This is a genomic window from Micromonospora sp. WMMD812 (assembly GCF_027497215.1).
Classification (GTDB): domain Bacteria; phylum Actinomycetota; class Actinomycetes; order Mycobacteriales; family Micromonosporaceae; genus Micromonospora.
In genome coordinates this window covers 4,061,720-4,077,989 of sequence record NZ_CP114904.1, presented here as the reverse complement: position 1 = coordinate 4,077,989, position 16,270 = coordinate 4,061,720, and the positions used below count along the sequence as shown (strand labels likewise).

General features: G+C 73.2%; 18 protein-coding genes. 9 read left to right on the top strand and 9 right to left on the bottom strand.

Annotated features, from left to right (window positions below):
- Positions 1 to 14 precede the first annotated feature (14 nt).
- The 8 genes from O7603_RS18750 to O7603_RS18715 all read left to right on the top strand — a co-directional run bounded on the left by O7603_RS18750 (position 15) and on the right by O7603_RS18715 (position 8,995).
- Complete coding sequence (locus O7603_RS18750; RefSeq protein WP_281571104.1) at positions 15 to 560, top strand: hypothetical protein; 546 nt, start codon at positions 15 to 17, stop codon at positions 558 to 560.
- Positions 561 to 696: 136 nt separating this feature from the next.
- Complete coding sequence (locus O7603_RS18745; protein ID WP_281571103.1) at positions 697 to 840, top strand: hypothetical protein; 144 nt, start codon at positions 697 to 699, stop codon at positions 838 to 840.
- The gene (gene kdpF / locus O7603_RS18740) at positions 837 to 926 is read left to right on the top strand and encodes a K(+)-transporting ATPase subunit F (RefSeq protein ID WP_091592907.1); all 90 of its coding nucleotides are present in this window, start codon (positions 837 to 839) and stop codon (positions 924 to 926) included. Before O7603_RS18745 ends, kdpF begins: the two co-directional genes overlap by 4 nt.
- Positions 926 to 2,581 (top strand): potassium-transporting ATPase subunit KdpA, encoded by a 1,656-nt coding sequence (gene kdpA / locus O7603_RS18735; protein ID WP_281571102.1) that lies wholly within the window; start codon positions 926 to 928, stop codon positions 2,579 to 2,581. Before kdpF ends, kdpA begins: the two co-directional genes overlap by 1 nt.
- 20 nt (positions 2,582 to 2,601) lie before the next feature.
- Positions 2,602 to 4,794 carry a potassium-transporting ATPase subunit KdpB gene (gene kdpB, locus O7603_RS18730; RefSeq protein WP_281571101.1) on the top strand — a complete coding sequence of 731 codons (2,193 nt, stop codon included), beginning with the start codon at positions 2,602 to 2,604 and terminating at the stop codon, positions 4,792 to 4,794.
- Positions 4,794 to 5,675: a potassium-transporting ATPase subunit C gene (locus O7603_RS18725; protein ID WP_281571100.1), complete on the top strand. Its 882-nt coding sequence runs from the start codon at positions 4,794 to 4,796 to the stop codon at positions 5,673 to 5,675. Before kdpB ends, O7603_RS18725 begins: the two co-directional genes overlap by 1 nt.
- 90 nt (positions 5,676 to 5,765) lie before the next feature.
- Positions 5,766 to 8,318, top strand: coding sequence for a DUF4118 domain-containing protein (locus O7603_RS18720; RefSeq protein ID WP_281571099.1), 2,553 nt, complete (start codon positions 5,766 to 5,768; stop codon positions 8,316 to 8,318).
- On the top strand, positions 8,315 to 8,995 hold the full coding sequence (locus O7603_RS18715) for a response regulator (protein ID WP_281571098.1): 681 nt from the start codon (positions 8,315 to 8,317) through the stop codon (positions 8,993 to 8,995). The genes O7603_RS18720 and O7603_RS18715 overlap by 4 nt, the downstream gene beginning before the upstream one ends.
- Positions 8,996 to 9,006: 11 nt before the next feature.
- On the opposite strand, the gene O7603_RS18710 is transcribed toward O7603_RS18715, so the two are convergent.
- The 5 genes from O7603_RS18710 to O7603_RS18690 form a co-directional block, all read right to left on the bottom strand.
- Positions 9,007 to 9,300 (bottom strand): winged helix-turn-helix domain-containing protein, encoded by a 294-nt coding sequence (locus O7603_RS18710; protein WP_281571097.1) that lies wholly within the window; start codon positions 9,298 to 9,300, stop codon positions 9,007 to 9,009.
- 299 nt (positions 9,301 to 9,599) lie between these two features.
- Positions 9,600 to 9,926, bottom strand: coding sequence for an SAV_915 family protein (locus tag O7603_RS18705; protein WP_281571096.1), 327 nt, complete (start codon positions 9,924 to 9,926; stop codon positions 9,600 to 9,602).
- A gap of 48 nt (positions 9,927 to 9,974) precedes the next feature.
- Entirely contained in the window at positions 9,975 to 10,478 is a 504-nt protein-coding gene (locus O7603_RS18700) for a universal stress protein (RefSeq protein ID WP_281571095.1), read from the bottom strand.
- Entirely contained in the window at positions 10,475 to 10,912 is a 438-nt protein-coding gene (locus O7603_RS18695; protein WP_281571094.1) for a hypothetical protein, read from the bottom strand. The genes O7603_RS18700 and O7603_RS18695 overlap by 4 nt, the downstream gene beginning before the upstream one ends.
- A gap of 91 nt (positions 10,913 to 11,003) precedes the next feature.
- Positions 11,004 to 12,866: a glycoside hydrolase family 15 protein gene (locus O7603_RS18690; RefSeq protein WP_281571093.1), complete on the bottom strand. Its 1,863-nt coding sequence runs from the start codon at positions 12,864 to 12,866 to the stop codon at positions 11,004 to 11,006.
- 249 nt (positions 12,867 to 13,115) lie between these two features.
- On the opposite strand from O7603_RS18690, the gene O7603_RS18685 reads away from it, so the two are divergent.
- The gene (locus O7603_RS18685; protein WP_281571092.1) at positions 13,116 to 13,523 is read left to right on the top strand and encodes a four-helix bundle copper-binding protein; all 408 of its coding nucleotides are present in this window, start codon (positions 13,116 to 13,118) and stop codon (positions 13,521 to 13,523) included.
- A gap of 58 nt (positions 13,524 to 13,581) precedes the next feature.
- Here the strand turns inward: O7603_RS18685 and O7603_RS18680 are convergent, their stop codons facing one another.
- The 4 genes from O7603_RS18680 to O7603_RS18665 all read right to left on the bottom strand — a co-directional run bounded on the left by O7603_RS18680 (position 13,582) and on the right by O7603_RS18665 (position 16,211).
- Entirely contained in the window at positions 13,582 to 13,740 is a 159-nt protein-coding gene (locus tag O7603_RS18680; RefSeq protein ID WP_281571091.1) for a hypothetical protein, read from the bottom strand.
- A gap of 163 nt (positions 13,741 to 13,903) precedes the next feature.
- Positions 13,904 to 14,860 (bottom strand): anti-sigma factor RsbA family regulatory protein, encoded by a 957-nt coding sequence (locus O7603_RS18675; protein WP_281571090.1) that lies wholly within the window; start codon positions 14,858 to 14,860, stop codon positions 13,904 to 13,906.
- Positions 14,857 to 15,690 (bottom strand): MEDS domain-containing protein, encoded by an 834-nt coding sequence (locus O7603_RS18670; RefSeq protein WP_281571089.1) that lies wholly within the window; start codon positions 15,688 to 15,690, stop codon positions 14,857 to 14,859. Before O7603_RS18670 ends, O7603_RS18675 begins: the two co-directional genes overlap by 4 nt.
- Before the next feature lie 41 nt (positions 15,691 to 15,731).
- Complete coding sequence (locus tag O7603_RS18665) at positions 15,732 to 16,211, bottom strand: helix-turn-helix domain-containing protein (protein ID WP_281571088.1); 480 nt, start codon at positions 16,209 to 16,211, stop codon at positions 15,732 to 15,734.
- Between the last annotated feature and the right edge of the window lie 59 nt (positions 16,212 to 16,270).

Below are 16,270 nucleotides of genomic sequence, written 5' to 3'. Positions count from 1 at the left end.
GACCGTCCGGCGGCGTGCTTCCCGCGCCGCCGGACGCGTCGTTGTCGATCTCGGTCGAGCTGGTGACCGGGCGGGGCCGGGACTGGTGGCCGCGTCCCGGCCGGGTCTTCCTCGCCGGCAGACGGCACACCTTCGCCCAGTTGGCCGAGGCGATCGACGTCGCGTTCGGCCGCTGGGACCTCGCGCACCTGCGCATGTTCGTGCTGCCGGACGGCACCGACGTCAGCTGGTCGGCCTGGCGCGACGGCCCGGCCTTCCCGGGCACCCGCGACGGCCGGACCAGCCATCTCGACCTCGTTCCGGTGGGCGCGTCCTTCGCCTACGTGTTCGACCTGGGCCAGGACTGGACCCATCTCTGCCGGGTGCGGCAGCCATCGGGAGAGACCCCCGAACCGCGGCCGGCGGACTCGCCCCGGCCCTACCGGGGCTGGGGTGATCTCCCCGACCAGTACGGCCGGCAGCAGGCCGACGACCCGGCCGCCGCCCCGTCGGCGCGCGGCTCGTCGGCGCTCCTGGCCGATCTCCCCCCGATCCTGCCCAGTTGGGGCGCGCGCGCCTGACCCCCGTCGGAGGGGTGCGTGGCTCTTGTGGCCCGCTTCACCTGATGGGGGACGGGCTGTGAAAAGAGCGTCAAGAAAGCGCCGGACGCCGTCATGGTCGCGTTATGGACCCTGTCGCCGCGCACCCCGTGGCGCTTTGATTGCCCGGCGCGACCGGCAGGCGGTCGCGACGACCCTTTCCGTACGAGGAGTCAGCGTGTCTGACGTGGTGTTCGTGGTCTTGACGGTGGCGCTGTTCGCGGCGCTCGCCCTGGTGATCCGGGCGGTGGAGAAGCTGTGAGCGCGGTCAACGCTGTCGGCTTGGTGCTGGCGATCGGCCTGGGGATCTTCCTGGTCGTCGCCCTGCTGTTCCCGGAGCGCTTCTGATGACCATGACAACAGCCGGCGTCATCTTCGTCCTGTCGCTGGTGGTGGCGCTCGTCGCCGTCTACAAGCCGTTCGGCGACTACATGTACCGGGTGGTCTCCGGCACCCGGCAGTCCCGCGTCGAGCGCGGGATCTACCGGCTGGTCGGGGTCAACCCGGCCGCCGAGCAGACGTGGGGTGTGTACGCCCGCAGCGTGCTGGCCTTCTCGGCCGTCTCGATCCTCTTCCTCTACCTGTTCCAGCGGGTGCAGAACAAGCTCTGGCTGTCGCTGGGCTTCGACGCGGTGGTGCCGCACGGCGCCTGGAACACCGCGGTGTCGTTCGTGACCAACACCAACTGGCAGTCGTACTCCGGTGAGTCGACCATGGGCCACCTGGTGCAGATGGCCGGCCTGGCGGTGCAGAACTTCGTCTCCGCGTCGGTCGGCATCGCGATCGCGGTCGCCCTGGTCCGTGGCTTCGCCCGGCACCGCACCGAGCAGCTGGGCAACTTCTGGGTCGACCTGACCCGGATCACGCTGCGCATCCTGCTGCCGATCGCGGTCCTCGGCGCAATCGCGCTCATGATCGGCGGCGCGGTGCAGAACCTCTCCGCCGGCACCGACGTCAGCACGCTGACCGGTGGCAGCCAGACGATCACCGGCGGGCCGGTGGCCAGCCAGGAAGTGATCAAGGAGCTGGGCACCAACGGCGGCGGCTTCTACAACGTCAACAGCGCCCACCCGTTCGAGAACCCGACCACCTGGACCAACTGGCTCGAGATCTTCCTGATCCTGGTGATCCCGTTCAGCCTGCCCCGGGTCTTCGGCCGGATGGTCGGCCAGAACCGGCAGGGGTACGCCATCGCCGCCGTGATGGCGATCCTCGCGCTGGCCAGCATCACGCTGACCAACGTCTTCGAACTGGCCGGGCACGGCACCGTGCCCCAGGCGGTCGGCGCGGCGCTGGAGGGCAAGGAGGTCCGCTTCGACGTGTCGAACTCGGCGACCTTCGCCGCGGCGACCACGTTGACCTCGACCGGCGCGGTCAACTCGTTCCACGACTCGTACACCGCGCTCGGCGGCATGATGCCGCTCGTCAACATGATGCTCGGCGAGGTCGCCCCCGGTGGTGTCGGCGCCGGCCTCTACGGCCTGCTGATCCTCGCGGTGATCACGGTGTTCGTGGCCGGGCTCATGGTCGGCCGCACGCCGGAGTACCTGGGCAAGAAGATCGGGGCGCGGGAGATCAAGTTCGCCTCGATGTACTTCCTGATCACCCCGACGCTGGTGCTGATCGGCACGGCCGCGGCGTTCGCCACCGGCAACAACGCGACCGCGCTGAACGTCGGCCCGCACGGGCTCTCCGAGGTGCTCTACGCGTTCACCTCGGCCAGCAACAACAACGGCTCCGCGTTCGCCGGCATCACGGTGAACACGACCTGGTGGGACACCGCGCTCGGGCTGTGCATGCTGCTCGGCCGGTTCCTGCCGATCATCTTCGTGCTCGCCCTGGCCGGCTCGCTGGCCCGGCAGCAGCCCACCCCGGCGTCCGAGGGAACCCTGCCGACCCACCGGCCCCTGTTCATCGGGATGGTCGTCGGCGTCACGGTGATCCTCGTCGCGCTGACCTTCCTGCCCGCACTCGCGCTCGGCCCCCTGGCTGAGGGGCTGTGAACTCCATGAGGAACGAGAACATGTCCGTCACGTCGGTGACATCCGGGGCCGGCGAACAGCCGACCGCGGGCACCCCGGCCACCCAGGGCAACCGGGTCGGCGGGGGCCTGCTCGACCCGAAGCAGCTGTTCCGGTCCCTGCCGGACGCGCTGCGCAAGCTCGACCCGCGCACGCTGTGGCGCAACCCGGTCATGCTGATCGTCGAGATCGGCGCCGTCTTCACCACCGTGCTCGCGATCGCGGACCCGTCCGTGTTCGCCTGGGCCATCACCGTCTGGCTCTGGCTGACCGTGCTCTTCGCCAACCTGGCCGAGGCCGTGGCGGAGGGCCGGGGCAAGGCGCAGGCGGCCAGCCTGCGCCAGGCGAAGCGGGACACCATCGCCACCCGGCTGATCGGCTGGGCGCCGGGCATGCCGGCGAACCGGTACCGGGACGAGGCCGTGCCCGCCCCGGAGTTGAAGCAGGGCGACATCGTCCTGGTCGAGGCGGGTGGCACCATCCCCGGCGACGGCGACGTCGTCGAGGGCATCGCCAGCGTCGACGAGTCGGCCATCACCGGTGAGTCCGCGCCGGTGATCCGGGAGTCCGGCGGCGACCGCAGCGCGGTCACCGGCGGCACCAAGGTCCTCTCCGACCGGATCGTCGTCAAGATCACCCAGAAGCCGGGCGAGAGCTTCATCGACCGGATGATCGCCCTGGTGGAGGGCGCCAACCGGCAGAAGACGCCGAACGAGATCGCGCTGAACATCCTGCTCGCCGCGCTCACGGTGATCTTCCTGCTCGCGGTGGTCACCCTCCAGCCGCTGGCGATCTTCTCCAAGGGCTACCAGGCCGCCGCCACGGACACCGGCGCGATCACCGACTCCGGGGTCACCGGCGTGGTGCTGGTGTCCCTGCTGGTCTGCCTGATCCCCACCACGATCGGCGCGCTGCTGTCGGCGATCGGCATCGCCGGCATGGACCGCCTGGTGCAGCGCAACGTGCTCGCGGTGAGCGGCCGAGCGGTCGAGGCAGCCGGCGACGTGAACACGCTGCTGCTGGACAAGACCGGCACGATCACCCTCGGCAACCGGCAGGCCGCCGAGTTCCTCCCGGTCGACGGGGTGGCGGACGCGGACATGGCCGACGCCGCCCAGCTCTCCAGCCTCGCCGACGAGACCCCGGAGGGGCGCTCGGTGGTGGTGCTCGCCAAGAACGAGTACGGGCTGCGTGAGCGCGAGCCCGGCGTGATGCCGCACGCCACCTTCGTGCCGTTCACCGCGGAGACCCGGATGAGCGGCGTCGACCTCGGTGCGGAGAGCGTCGACGGTGGCGTCCGCCGGATCCGCAAGGGCGCCGCGTCGGCGGTGATGAAGTGGGTACGCGACAACGGTGGCCACCCGACCGCCCAGGTCGGCAGCCTGGTCGACGCGATCAGCGGCACCGGTGGCACCCCGCTGGTGGTCGCCGAGCACCTCGACGGCCAGCCGGCCCGCGCGCTCGGCGTCATCCACCTGAAGGACGTGGTGAAGTCCGGGATGCGTGAGCGGTTCGACGAGATGCGCCGGATGGGCATCCGGACCGTGATGATCACCGGCGACAACCCGCGGACCGCGAAGGCGATCGCGGACGAGGCCGGCGTGGACGACTTCCTCGCCGAGGCCACGCCGGAGGACAAGCTCGCCCTGATCAAGAAGGAGCAGGAGGGCGGCCGGCTGGTCGCGATGACCGGTGACGGCACCAACGACGCGCCGGCGCTCGCCCAGGCCGACGTCGGCGTGGCGATGAACACCGGTACGTCGGCCGCCAAGGAGGCCGGCAACATGGTCGACCTCGACTCCGACCCGACGAAGCTCATCGAGATCGTCGAGATCGGCAAGCAGTTGCTGATCACGCGCGGCGCGCTGACCACCTTCTCGATCGCCAACGACGTCGCGAAGTACTTCGCGATCATCCCGGCCATGTTCGCCGGCCTCTACCCGAGCCTGGACGCGCTGAACATCATGCGGCTCGCCAGCCCGGAGTCGGCGATCCTGTCCGCCGTCATCTTCAACGCGATCATCATCGTCGTGCTGATCCCGCTCGCCCTGCGTGGCGTGCGGTACCGGCCGGCGAGCGCGTCGAAGCTGCTCGGCCGCAACCTCTGGCTCTACGGCCTCGGCGGTCTCGTCGTGCCGTTCGTCGGTATCAAGCTCATCGACCTGCTCATCCAGTTCATCCCAGGGATCTCGTGATGCGCCTACCCAACTGGCTCGCCCAGCACCTCGCTGCCCTACGGGCCCTGCTCGTCTTCACCGTCCTGCTCGGCCTGGCCTACCCGCTCGCCCTGGTCGCCGTCGGCCAGATCCCCGGCCTCGCCGGCAAGGCGGACGGGTCCCTCGTCACGGTCGACGGGCGGACCGTCGGCAGCAGCCTGATCGGCCAGTCGTTCACCGACGGCGACGGCAACCCGATCTCGCGCTACTTCCAGAGCCGCCCGTCCGCCGCCGGCGACGGCTACGACCCCACCGCGACCGCGGCCAGCAACCTCGGGCCGGAGAGCGTGGTGGACACCATCGCCGGCGACCCCGAGGAGTCGACGCAGAGCCTGCTCACCCAGGTCTGCGAGCGCAGCAAGGCCGTCGGCGAGCTCAACGGCGTGGACGGCGGCCGCGCGTTCTGCACCTCGGACGGGGTCGGCGCGGTGCTGGCCGTGTTCCGGGCCGACGGGCTCACCGGCCCGGTGACCCGGGTGGTGAGCGTCAACCAGACCGCCCCGGCCACCCCGTTCCTCGCCAGCTACCAGGGCGTGCCGGTGGAGCTGGCCCAGCCGGACCAGGACTACGTGGCCGAGGGCGGGATCATCACCCCGATCCGCGGCGACGCGCCCGCCGACCCCGCGGTGCCCGCCGACGCGGTCACCGCCAGCGGCAGCGGCCTCGACCCGCACATCAGCCCGGCGTACGCCGAGCTGCAGGTGAACCGGGTCGCGCGTGAGCGCGGCGCGGACCCGGCGGCGGTCCGTCGCCTGGTCGACGCGCACACCACCGGCCGGAGCCTCGGGTTCATGGGTGAGCCCGGGGTGAACGTGCTGGAGCTCAACCTGGCCCTGGACCGGGAGTTCCCGGCCCGCTGACCCACCGCGCAGACGGGGCGAGACCACCACGGGGTGGTCTCGCCCCGTGGCGTCACCGCCCGACGGGGCGGCACCGGAGAGGATGGACCCGTGCCACGAGGAGAACTCCGCATCTACCTCGGCGCCGCCCCTGGCGTCGGGAAGACCTACGCCATGCTGGAGGAGGCCCACCGCCGGGCCGAGCGGGGCACCGACGTGGTGATCGGGCTGGTCGAGACGCACGGTCGCAAGCACACCGCGGCGATGATCGGCGATCTGGAGCAGGTGCCCCGCCGCAGCCTGGAGTACCGCGGCGCCGAGTTCACCGAGATGGACCTCGACGCGGTCGTCGCCCGCCGGCCCGAGGTCGCCGTCGTCGACGAGCTGGCGCACACCAACGTGCCCGGCTCGCGCAACGGCAAGCGCTGGCAGGACGTCCAGGAGCTGCTCGACGCCGGCATCGACGTGCTCACCACGGTCAACGTGCAGCACCTCGAGTCGATCAACGACGTGGTCACGCAGATCACCGGCACCGTCCAGCGGGAGACCGTGCCCGACGAGATCGTCCGCGCCGCCGAGCAGGTCGAGCTGGTCGACATGACCCCGGAGGCGCTGCGCCGCCGGATGGCGCACGGCAACATCTACCGTCCCGACAAGATCGACGCGGCGCTGGGCAACTACTTCCGGGTCGGCAACCTCACCGCGCTGCGCGAACTGGCCCTGCTCTGGCTGGCCGACAAGGTCGACGAGCAGCTCGGCCGCTACCGCAGCCAGCAGGGCATCGCCGAGACCTGGGAGGCGCGCGAGCGGGTGGTGGTCGCGCTCACCGGCGGGCCCGAGGGCGAGACCCTGATCCGCCGGGCGGCCCGCGTCGCCGCCCGCAGCAAGGGCGCCGACCTGCTCGCCGTGCACGTGGCCCGCAGCGACGGCCTGGCCGGCGCCGACCCGGCGCAGCTCGCCCGGCAGCGGGTGCTGGTCGAGAGCCTCGGCGGCACCTACCACCAGGTCCTCGGCACCGACGTGCCGGCCGCGCTGCTCGACTTCGCCCGCGGCGTCAACGCCACCCAACTGGTGCTCGGCGCGAGCCGCCGCGGCCGGTTCGCCCAGATCCTCTCCCGCGGGGTCGGCGTGACCACCACCGCGAACTCCGGCGCCATCGACGTGCACCTGGTCACGCACACCGAGGCGGGGCGCGGTCGCCGGATCGTCGCCCTGCCGGCGGCGCTGTCCCGGCGCCGGCGGCTGTTCGGCTTCGGCCTCGCCGCGCTCGGCATGCCGCTGCTGACCCTGCTGCTGACGGTGCTGCCCGACCTCACCCTGGCCAGCGACATCCTCCTGTTCCTCGCCGGTGTGGTCGTGGTCGCGCTGGTCGGCGGGGTCTGGCCCGCGCTGGTCGCCGCGCTCGGCGGGACGCTGCTGCTCAACTGGTTCTTCACCCCGCCCTACAACACGCTGACCATCTCCGAGCCGGACAACCTGCTCGCTCTGATCGTCTTCGTGGGCGTGGCCCTCGCGGTCAGCTGGATCGTGGACCTCGCCGCGCGGCGTACGCGGGAGGCCGCCCGCGCCGCCGCCGACGCGCAGACGCTCGCGGCGGTGGCCGGCGGGGTGCTGCGGGGCGAACGGCCCCTGATCGCGCTGCTTGACCAGCTCCGGGAGACGTTCGGGCTGCGCGCGGTCAGCGTCCTGGAACTCGCCGAGGAGGCCGCCGGCCGCCCGTCCCGGGCCCGGGAGGAGCGGGCCTGGTGCGTGGTGGCCAGCGTCGGCGACCAACCCGCCACCACCCCGGACAGCGGCGAGACGGCCGTACCGGTCGACGAGCGGATCACCGTGGTGCTCTGCGGCCGCCGGCTGGAGGCCGCCGACCGTCGGCTGGTCGAGGCGTTCGCCGCCCAGGCGGCCGTGGCGCTGCGGCAGGAGCGGCTGGCCGAGGAGGCGGCCACGGCCCGGCCGCTCGCCGAGGCCGACCGGATGCGGACCGCGCTGCTCGCGGCGGTCAGCCACGACCTGCGTACGCCGCTGGCCTCGGCGAAGGCGGCGGTGACCAGCCTGCGGAGCCCCGACGTCGACTTCGATGAGGAGGACCGGGCGGAGTTGCTGGCCACCGCCGAGGAGTCGTTGGACCGGCTGGCCCGGCTGGTCGCCAATCTGCTGGACATGAGTCGCCTCCAGACCGGCGCGCTCGGCCTCACCCCGGCCGTCATCGGTCTTGAGGACGCGGTGCCGCTGGCCCTGGACGAGCTGGGCCCGCCGGCCGCCGACGTCACCACCGACATCCCGGCCGACCTGCCCGCCGTCACCGCCGACCCCGGCCTGCTGGAACGGGTCCTGGTCAACATCATCGCCAACGCGCTCCGGTACAGCCCGCCCGAACAGCCGCCGACGGTGACCGCGAGCGCCCACGCCGGTCAGGTCGAGCTGCGGGTCATCGACACCGGCCCGGGCATTCCCGAGGACAAGTGGGAGCACGTGTTCCTGCCGTTCCAGCGCCTCGGCGACCGGGACAACCAGACCGGCGTCGGTCTCGGGCTGGCGCTCTCCCGCGGACTCGCCGAGGCGATGGGTGGGAGCCTCACCCCGGAGACCACCCCGGGTGGTGGACTGACCATGGTGCTGCGGCTGCCCGCCGCGACCCACAGCATGGCGGAGGGACCTCAGGAATGACCCGCATCCTGGTCGTCGACGACGAGCCGCAGATCCTGCGGGCCCTGCGGATCAACCTGCGCGCCCGCCGGTACGACGTCGAGGTCGCCGACACCGGCGCCGGCGCGCTGAAGGTGGCCGCGAGCCACCCGCCGGATCTGGTCGTCCTCGACCTCGGCCTGCCGGACATGGACGGCGTCGAGGTCATCCGCGGCCTGCGCGGCTGGACGACGGTGCCGATCATCGTGCTCTCCGGCCGGGCCGGCAGCGACGACAAGGTCGAGGCGCTGGACGCGGGCGCGGACGACTACGTGACCAAGCCGTTCGGCGTCGAGGAACTGCTCGCCCGTATCCGGGCGGTCACCCGGCGGCTCGGCGCCCCGACCGACGCCACCGCCACCCTCCAGCTGGGCCGGAACACCGTCGACCTCGCCGACCATACGGTCGTGCGGGACGACGGCGTCGAGGTGAAGCTGACCCCGATCCAGTGGGCGGTGCTGGAGAAGCTGCTGCGCAACCCCGGCAAGCTGGTCAGCCAGCGGCAGTTGCTGCACGACGTGTGGGGGCCGGAATACCAGAACGAGAGCAACTACCTGCGCCAGTACCTGGCCCAGCTGCGGCGCAAGCTGGAGGACGACCCCGCCCGTCCCCGGCATCTGATCACCGAGCCGGGGATGGGCTACCGCTACCGTCCCTGACGGGGGATCGGTCAGTCGGTGGTGAGGCGCATCCGCTCCGGCGCGTCGAGGCGGTAACCGACGCCGTGCACGGTGGTGATGACCGGTCCCCGGCCGGCCAGCTTCTGCCGGATCCGGCGCACGTGCACGTCGACGGTGCGGCCGCCGAGGCAGGCCTGGTAGCCCCACACGTCCCGCAGCAGCTGGTCCCGGGTCAGCGCCTGGTAGGGGTGGCGGGCCAGGAAAAGCAGGAGGTCGTACTCGCGGCGGGTCATCGTCACCGCGACCCCGTCCAGCAGGGCGGTCCGGCGGGACGGCCGGAGCACCAGGCCGGCGCCGGCCGGGCCGGGGGCGACCCGGAGGTGTCGCGGCGACGGCCCGCGGACGGGTCCGGCGTCCGGCGCCGGGCCGTCCAGGACGAGCCCGCGCGAGCGGGGGTCGACGCCCGGGCGGCGACGCGTCGGCGACGACCGCGGAGATGGCTTCCACGAGGTCCCGGGCGACCTCCGTCGCGGCGCCGGAGGCCCGGACCACCACGGAGATCTCGACGGTCACACCCGACCCGGTGGCGTCGGGCGCGGAGCCGACGGGGTCGGACGGCGGCAGCACGGTGAGGGTCGACATGTCAGACCGGCCGGGTGCCGGCGAGCGCGGCGACGGGACGCACCGGGACGGGCGCGCTGGGTCGTTCGGGCGCGACCGGCGGCGCGACCAGGAGCGGGTCGACCTGGATGCGGTGGATGCCCAGCGGCGTCAACATGGCCCTCAGGGCCGACTCACAGAGCCGGGTCCACTGCTGGTCCGCGCCCATGGCGCTGGCGAGCTTCTCCGGGCTGGTGAACGCGAGACCGACCCGCTCCCCCTGCGGGAGCCGGGCGGTCCGCACCGTCGACGCCTGCCGTCCCGGCACGGTGTGCACCGGGACGGCCCAGGTATCCGGAACCTCGTCCATCGTGTTGCCTTCCTTCTTTCGAGATGACCGACCGGGCGGAGGGCCCGGTCAGCGGGAGAATCGATCGACGGCACGACCGAACCGGCGGATCGTGTCGGCGTGCGCCCAGTCCGGCGCGGGCACCGTCACCACCGGGACGGCCGCCCGTTTCACGCAGTACCGGGTGACGTGGCCGCCGCCCGTGCCGAACCGGCCACGGTGCGGGCTGCCCACCACGAGCAGGTCCGTTTCCCGCCAGGCGTGGTCGACCAGCACCTGACCGGCATAGCCCTGCTCGTCGACGACGCGCACGGTCACGTCCCGGGGCACGCCGCCGAGGGCCGCGTTGAAGGCGTCCCGCACGTAGCAGCGGGCCGCCCGGGCGAACTCCTCCTGCCAGAGCCAGGGCATGGTGCCGGGGCGCCAGAGCGGCACGAACGTCCACGCCCGGACCGCGTGCAGCGGGGCGCCGTCGCGGCGGGCCAGGCGTACGGCGGTGCGCAACGCCTGCAACCCGGCGAAGGACCGGTCGACACCGACCACGATCCGGCCGGCGGCTGACGGGCGGCTCATGCCGGTGACGGCAGGCGCGCCGGGACGGTCGTGATGGTGGTCTGGTCGGCGCCCGAGAGGTCGAGCGGACGGAGGATGCTGTGCGTGGCGACGACCTCCGTGCCGCCGCGCCGCTGCAGGTCGGCCACGGCGCGGTGCAGCACGGTGAGGCTGCTGGCGGAGAGCCGGACCACGGCGTCGATGTCGGCGGCGATCCACCACGCCTCCACGGCGCAGGGTTCGGTCCGCAGGTAGTCCAGGAGGTGACTGCCGGGTGTGGCGGCGGTCAGCCGGACGTCGACGAGCACCTCGTGCCGTCGTTCCGGCTCGTCGGATGGGGCTGGGAAGGCAGGCGGCGGCCCGCCGACCGGTCCGACCGTCCGCCGGGCGTTCCGCCACCCGGCGTCCGCCGGTACCGGCTCGCGATCCCGCTGCCGCAACCGTCGTGACGTCATGTCGCCATCGTGACGAGCCGACGGCGGAGGAGCCCGTGCCGATACGGCGATTTGACGGAGGCTCCGGCAATCTTGACGCGTCGTTGACGCCCTAGCCGGCTCCGGCGGCGGGCGGGCGGGCGAATGCCGGTTCCGTAGGCCGCCGGTGCGGGTCGGGCGCGTGCCGTTCGGTCCAGGAGTGCAGGGCGTCCCGGTCGGTTCCGGCGTCCAGGTTGAGGGCCGCCTCGATCAGCGCGAGGTGGGTGAACGCCTGCGGGTGGTTGCCGAGGGCCGTGCCGTCGGCGGCGAGCTGCTCGGGGTAGAGACCGAGCGGACCGGCGTACCCGCGGAGCCGGTCGAAGATCCGTCGCGCCTCGTCCCGACGGCCGCCCAGCGCCAGCGCGGAGACGAGTTCGAAGCAGCAGAGCAGGAACGCGCCCTCCTCGCCCGGCAGCCCGTCGTCCACCACGTAGCGCCGGACCAGACCGGGCTCGACGCCGAGCCGTTCACGAATCCGGTCGACGGTGCCGACGACCCGTGGATCGTCGCCGGGCAGGAAGCCGACCACGGGAATGCGCAGCAGCGAGGCGTCCAGGTCGCGGGACCCGTACGCCATCACGAAGGTGCGTAGCTCCGGGTCGTAGCCGCGGTCGCAGACCTCGGCGTGCAGGGCGTCGCGGGCCTCCCGCCACCGCCGCACCGGCGCACCGCGGTCGCCGAGCAGGTCGGCGAGGCGGATGCCCCGGTCGAGGCAGACCCACGTCATCACCTTGCTGTTGACGTAGTGTCGCCGCGGCCCGCGGATCTCCCAGACCCCGTGGTCCGGTTCCCGCCACCGGTAGGCCATGGCGTCGACGTGCCGGCACAGCATCCGCCACTGGTCGGCGGTCAGCTCGCCGGTGAGCTCCTGGTACGCGTGCGCGGCGTCCAGCACGTGCCCGTACGTGTCGAACTGCACCTGCTCGGCGGCCTCGTTGGCGATCCGGACCGGTGCCGAGTCGGCGTACCCGGACAGGTGCGGAAGCTCCCGCTCGTCCGTCGTCGCGCCGTGGATGCCGACCAGCGGCGCCAGCGTGTCCCCCGCCGCGGCGCAGACGTCGAGCAGGAAGCGCAGGTAGCGCCGGCCCTCCTCGGCGTGGCCGAGCCGGAACAGGGCGAGCAGCAGCAGCGCGGCGTCCCGGTGCCAGGTGAACCGGTAGTCCCAGTTCCGCATCCCGCCGATCTCCTCCGGCAGGGACGTGGTCGCGGCGGCGAGCAGCGCGCCGGTCTCGTCGAAGGAGAGGCCGCGCAGCACCAGCGCGCTGTGCCGGACGGCGTCCGCCCCGAAGCCGGCGTAGTCGCTGCGGGCCGACCAGTCCCGCCAGGTGCGGCGGGTGTGGTCCAGCAGTTCCTCGGGCGCCGGCGACCCCGACCGGTCCCCGTAGCCGACGAGCACCGTGGCCGTCGTCCCTTCGGGCAGCTGGATCTCGCCGCGCAGGGCGCCACCGTCGTCGACGAGCGGCAGCGTGGACCACACGTCGAGCGGGACGCCGCGGGCTCGCCATCGACCGTCGACCGCCGTCCACTCGGCGGTCTCGGCGCCGTAGCCGGGTCGCGGCTGCACCCGGACGGCCAGCCGCACCGTGCCGCGCTCGACCGTCACCCGCCGGACCAGCAGCTTCTCGGCCCGGATCGGCCGCTCGGGGTCGCCGGGACGGACGGCCAGGAAGTCCTGCCCGACCGCCGTGCCGGTGGGCGCGCGGTACCGGCTCTCCAGCACCAGGGCGTCGGACAGGTAGCGGCGGACCGGCGTCGGGCAGCCCGCCACGGAGAGCGCGAACGCGCCGCCCATCCGCCGGTCGAGCAGGCGCGCGAACACCGCGTCGCCCTCGGCGTGCGGCACGCAGAACCACTCGACGGCGCCGTCGGGGCCGACCAGCGCCGTGGTGTGCGTGTCGGAGAGGAAGGCGTACGAGTCGATGGGGGGTTCGGTCATGTGGGCTCCGGCCGGACGGTGGTGGCCCGCGCGGCGCCGGCCAAGCGCAACCCGAGGGTCGACACGTGCTCCTCCTCACCGTGCGTGGGTGGACCGCGACTACCCGGCGCGGCGGCGGGTAGTCGCCGGGAGGAGGGCGGAGGCCCGCCGGCCGGTGCGGCGCGCCGTCCCGGCCATGAGGCATGGACTCGAACGGGCCGGGTATGGCCGGTCGGGAGCGATGCGGACATCGATCGGAGGCAACCGGCCATGGCGAGCGTGACGATGTCGATGCTGGAGACGTACCCGAAGTCGATCAACCTGGACCGGGCGAAGCTCGCCGCGGTGATCGACACGATCAACGCGTGCGCCCAGGCCTGCACGGCGTGCGCGGACGCCTGCCTGAGCGAGGACATGGTGGTCGAGCTGACGAAGTGCGTCCGCTCGGACCTGGACTGCGCGGACATCTGCACCACGACCGCGCGGGTGCTGTCCCGGCACACCGGCTACGACGCCAACGTCACCCGGAGCATGCTGGAGGCGTGCGCCATCGCCTGCCGGTCGTGCGGTGACGAGTGCGCCCGGCACGCCGACAGGCACCCGCACTGCCGGGTCTGCGCGGAGGCCTGCCGCGACTGCGAGCGGGCCTGCCAGGATCTGCTGGCCGCGATCGGCTGACGCGAAGGACCGCCGGCCGCCCAGGGGTCACCCGAGCGGCCGGCGGGATGGTGGGACGTCAGCGCTTGGCCTGCTGCTTCGCCATCTTCGGGTCCATGCCCTTGGAGACCTTCTTCATGGCGTCCCGCAGCTGGCTCTCGGTCATCTTCGAGTTGCCCGGGATGCCCGCGTTGTGGGCCTGCTGACGCATGTCGTGCAGTTGTTCGCGGCCGGTCATCTCCGCCTCCGTCCGTGGGTTGGGCACGAGGCTCGGCCTCGCGCCGGGCACCACACGCTTCCCCGGCCCGCCGGGGAAGGTAACCGGGGCGGGCCGACGGGTTCGGATCCGGATGGTCGGGTGGAGATGACCGGATTCGGGGAGATAGGGCGCGACAGCGGGGTCAGTGCGGGTTTCCGGCGGTGAGCCGGAGCGTGAAGCCGCCCGCGGGGTCCCGGTGCAGGGTCACGTGGTTGCACGACTGGTAGGTGATCCAGAGGCCGAGGCCGCCGGTGGCGCCGGTGCCGGAGGGGAGCAGCCCGGCGAACGGGTCCTTCGGGCCGGCGCCGCCGTCGCGCACGGTCACCACGATCCGGTCGGTGCCGGCCCAGATGCGCAGCCGGACCGGGGGTCGGCCGTGCCGCAGCGCGTTGGTGACCGTCTCGCTGACCGCGACGACCAGGTCGTCCACGTCGTCGGGCGGCAGGACGCCCTGGTCGATGGCGTGCACCGCGGCGCGGGCCTCCGCCGCCGTGGGATCGGTCAGCTCGACGAGCGGCGGCGTGGCCTGCAGCGGGTCGGGTGGCGCCGCCGGGTGTTCGCACAGGTACGTCGTCGGTTCGGTGTACGCCGGGCTGGGCAGGTGCCGGCCGTCCGGGGTGGCGAACCGCGGGTGGGTGCGGGCGACCTCGTGCAGCACCCCCGGTGGGGTGGTCCGGCTGTCGTACGCGCACATGCTCCACAGCGGGAAGTCGTCGTACGCGTGGTTGATCGCCGACTCGTACCGGGCCCACCAGTCGAACGTCGCGCCGAGCGCGACCCGGGGCAGTTCACCGATGATCCGGATCTGACCGGCGCCGGCCGCCACCTGGGCGGCGAGCAGCTCCCGGTAGGCGCGGATCGCGGCGGTGGGTCGGGCGTAGACGTCGCCGCCGGGCAGAAACTCCACACCCGATCCGGCGGGCAGCACGGCCCGGACCAGCCCGCCGGTGCGCTCACCGAGCGCCACGAACGTCGGTTCACCGGCCTCGATGCCGCCGCGCAGGAACGGCAGCACGACCGCGAGCAGTTCGTCGTCCGAGTCGTAGCACACGGCCTCGTGGTAGTAGCCGTGGTGCCCGGCGGCGGCTCCCGTCCTCATCGGGTCACCTCGACCTCGAGCCCGGACAGGTTGAGGAGCGCCGCCAGGCGGGCGGCGGCGGCGCGCGGGGTGCGGAGCGTCACGGTGGCGGCCCGGCGCCGGCCGTAGTCGCGCAGCAGCAGCAGCGTGTGGTGGTCCACGAAGCGCAGGTGCGGCGCCTCCAGCACCAGCCGGCCGTCGACCGGCCGCAGGTCGGCCCGCTCCAGCGCGGTGGCGAACAACTCACCGCTGCTCGGGTCCAGCTCGCCGGCGAGCCCGGCGCGGTCCTCGGCCGGTGCGCACGCGTACAGCTGGAACCGTGCCTCGACGGCGTTCGTCGTCGGGTGCAGGCAGGCCAACTCCGCGGCCGCCGCGCCACCCAGCTCGCGCCGGTCGTAGCCGCACATCGCGGAGAAGGGCCGGCCGCGCATGTAGCGGTCGACCAGGTGTTCGTAGCGGGCGAACGCGTCCCGCTGGGCCGGAGTGCGGACCAGCGGTGTGGCCTCGGCGACCACCCGCAGCCCGCGGTAGCCGGCGGCCAGGGCGGCGTCGGTGGCGGCCGCGTACGCCCGCACCTGCTCCGGGCCGTCCACGACGGCGCCGGAGCGGTAGGTCCCCTCCAGTGACACCACCTCGCCGACTCCCCGGGCCAGCGCGTCGCGCAGCGCCGGCGCGGCGGAGAGCCGCGCCAGGACCGGATCGACCGGACCGGCGGTGACATACCAGAGCCGTTCGCCGGCGGCGAGCCCGGCGGTGAGGAACGCCCGGGCCTGCCGGTGGAACGGGGCCGGGTCGTCGTGGACCCAGCAGACGTGTGCGTACGGCGCCGCGGGCAGCATCTCGCTGGTCACGCCGGCCGCCTCATGCCGGGATTCTATGTCGGTCAACGCGATCACGGCGCCTCGGCCGGGCAGGTCTGCTGGAGGCGCGCCAGCACGACGGCGGCGGCCTCGTGCAGGGCGTCGACCTGCGCCGGGGCGAGCGGGTGGAAGAACAGCTCGCGGACCAGGGCGGCGTGGGCCTGCGCGGCGGCCCGGCCACGGGCCAGGCCGGCGTCGGTGAGCCGGACCATCGCCGCCCGGCCGTCCTCCACGCACTCGTGCCGGGCGACCAGGCCGCGCTGCTCCATTCGGCGGATCTGGTGGGCGAGCCGGCTCTTCTCCCACTGCAGTTCGGTGCGCAGCGTCCGGGCCCGCATGGCGTGGTCGGGGGCGTCGGTGAGCGCGGCGAGCACCTGGAAGTCGGCCTCGGAGATGCCCGCGTCCTGCTGGAGGTGCTGGTTCAGGGCGAGCGCGAGCTGGTCCCGCATCCGGCGGAAGGTCCGCCAGACGTGGTCCTCGCGTTCGTCGAGCCGGTCACCGGATTCGCCCATCGGACCAGCGTAGTTCGCCGTCCCGGGCCCGGCCGGGGACGGAAAACGCCGGCCGGTCG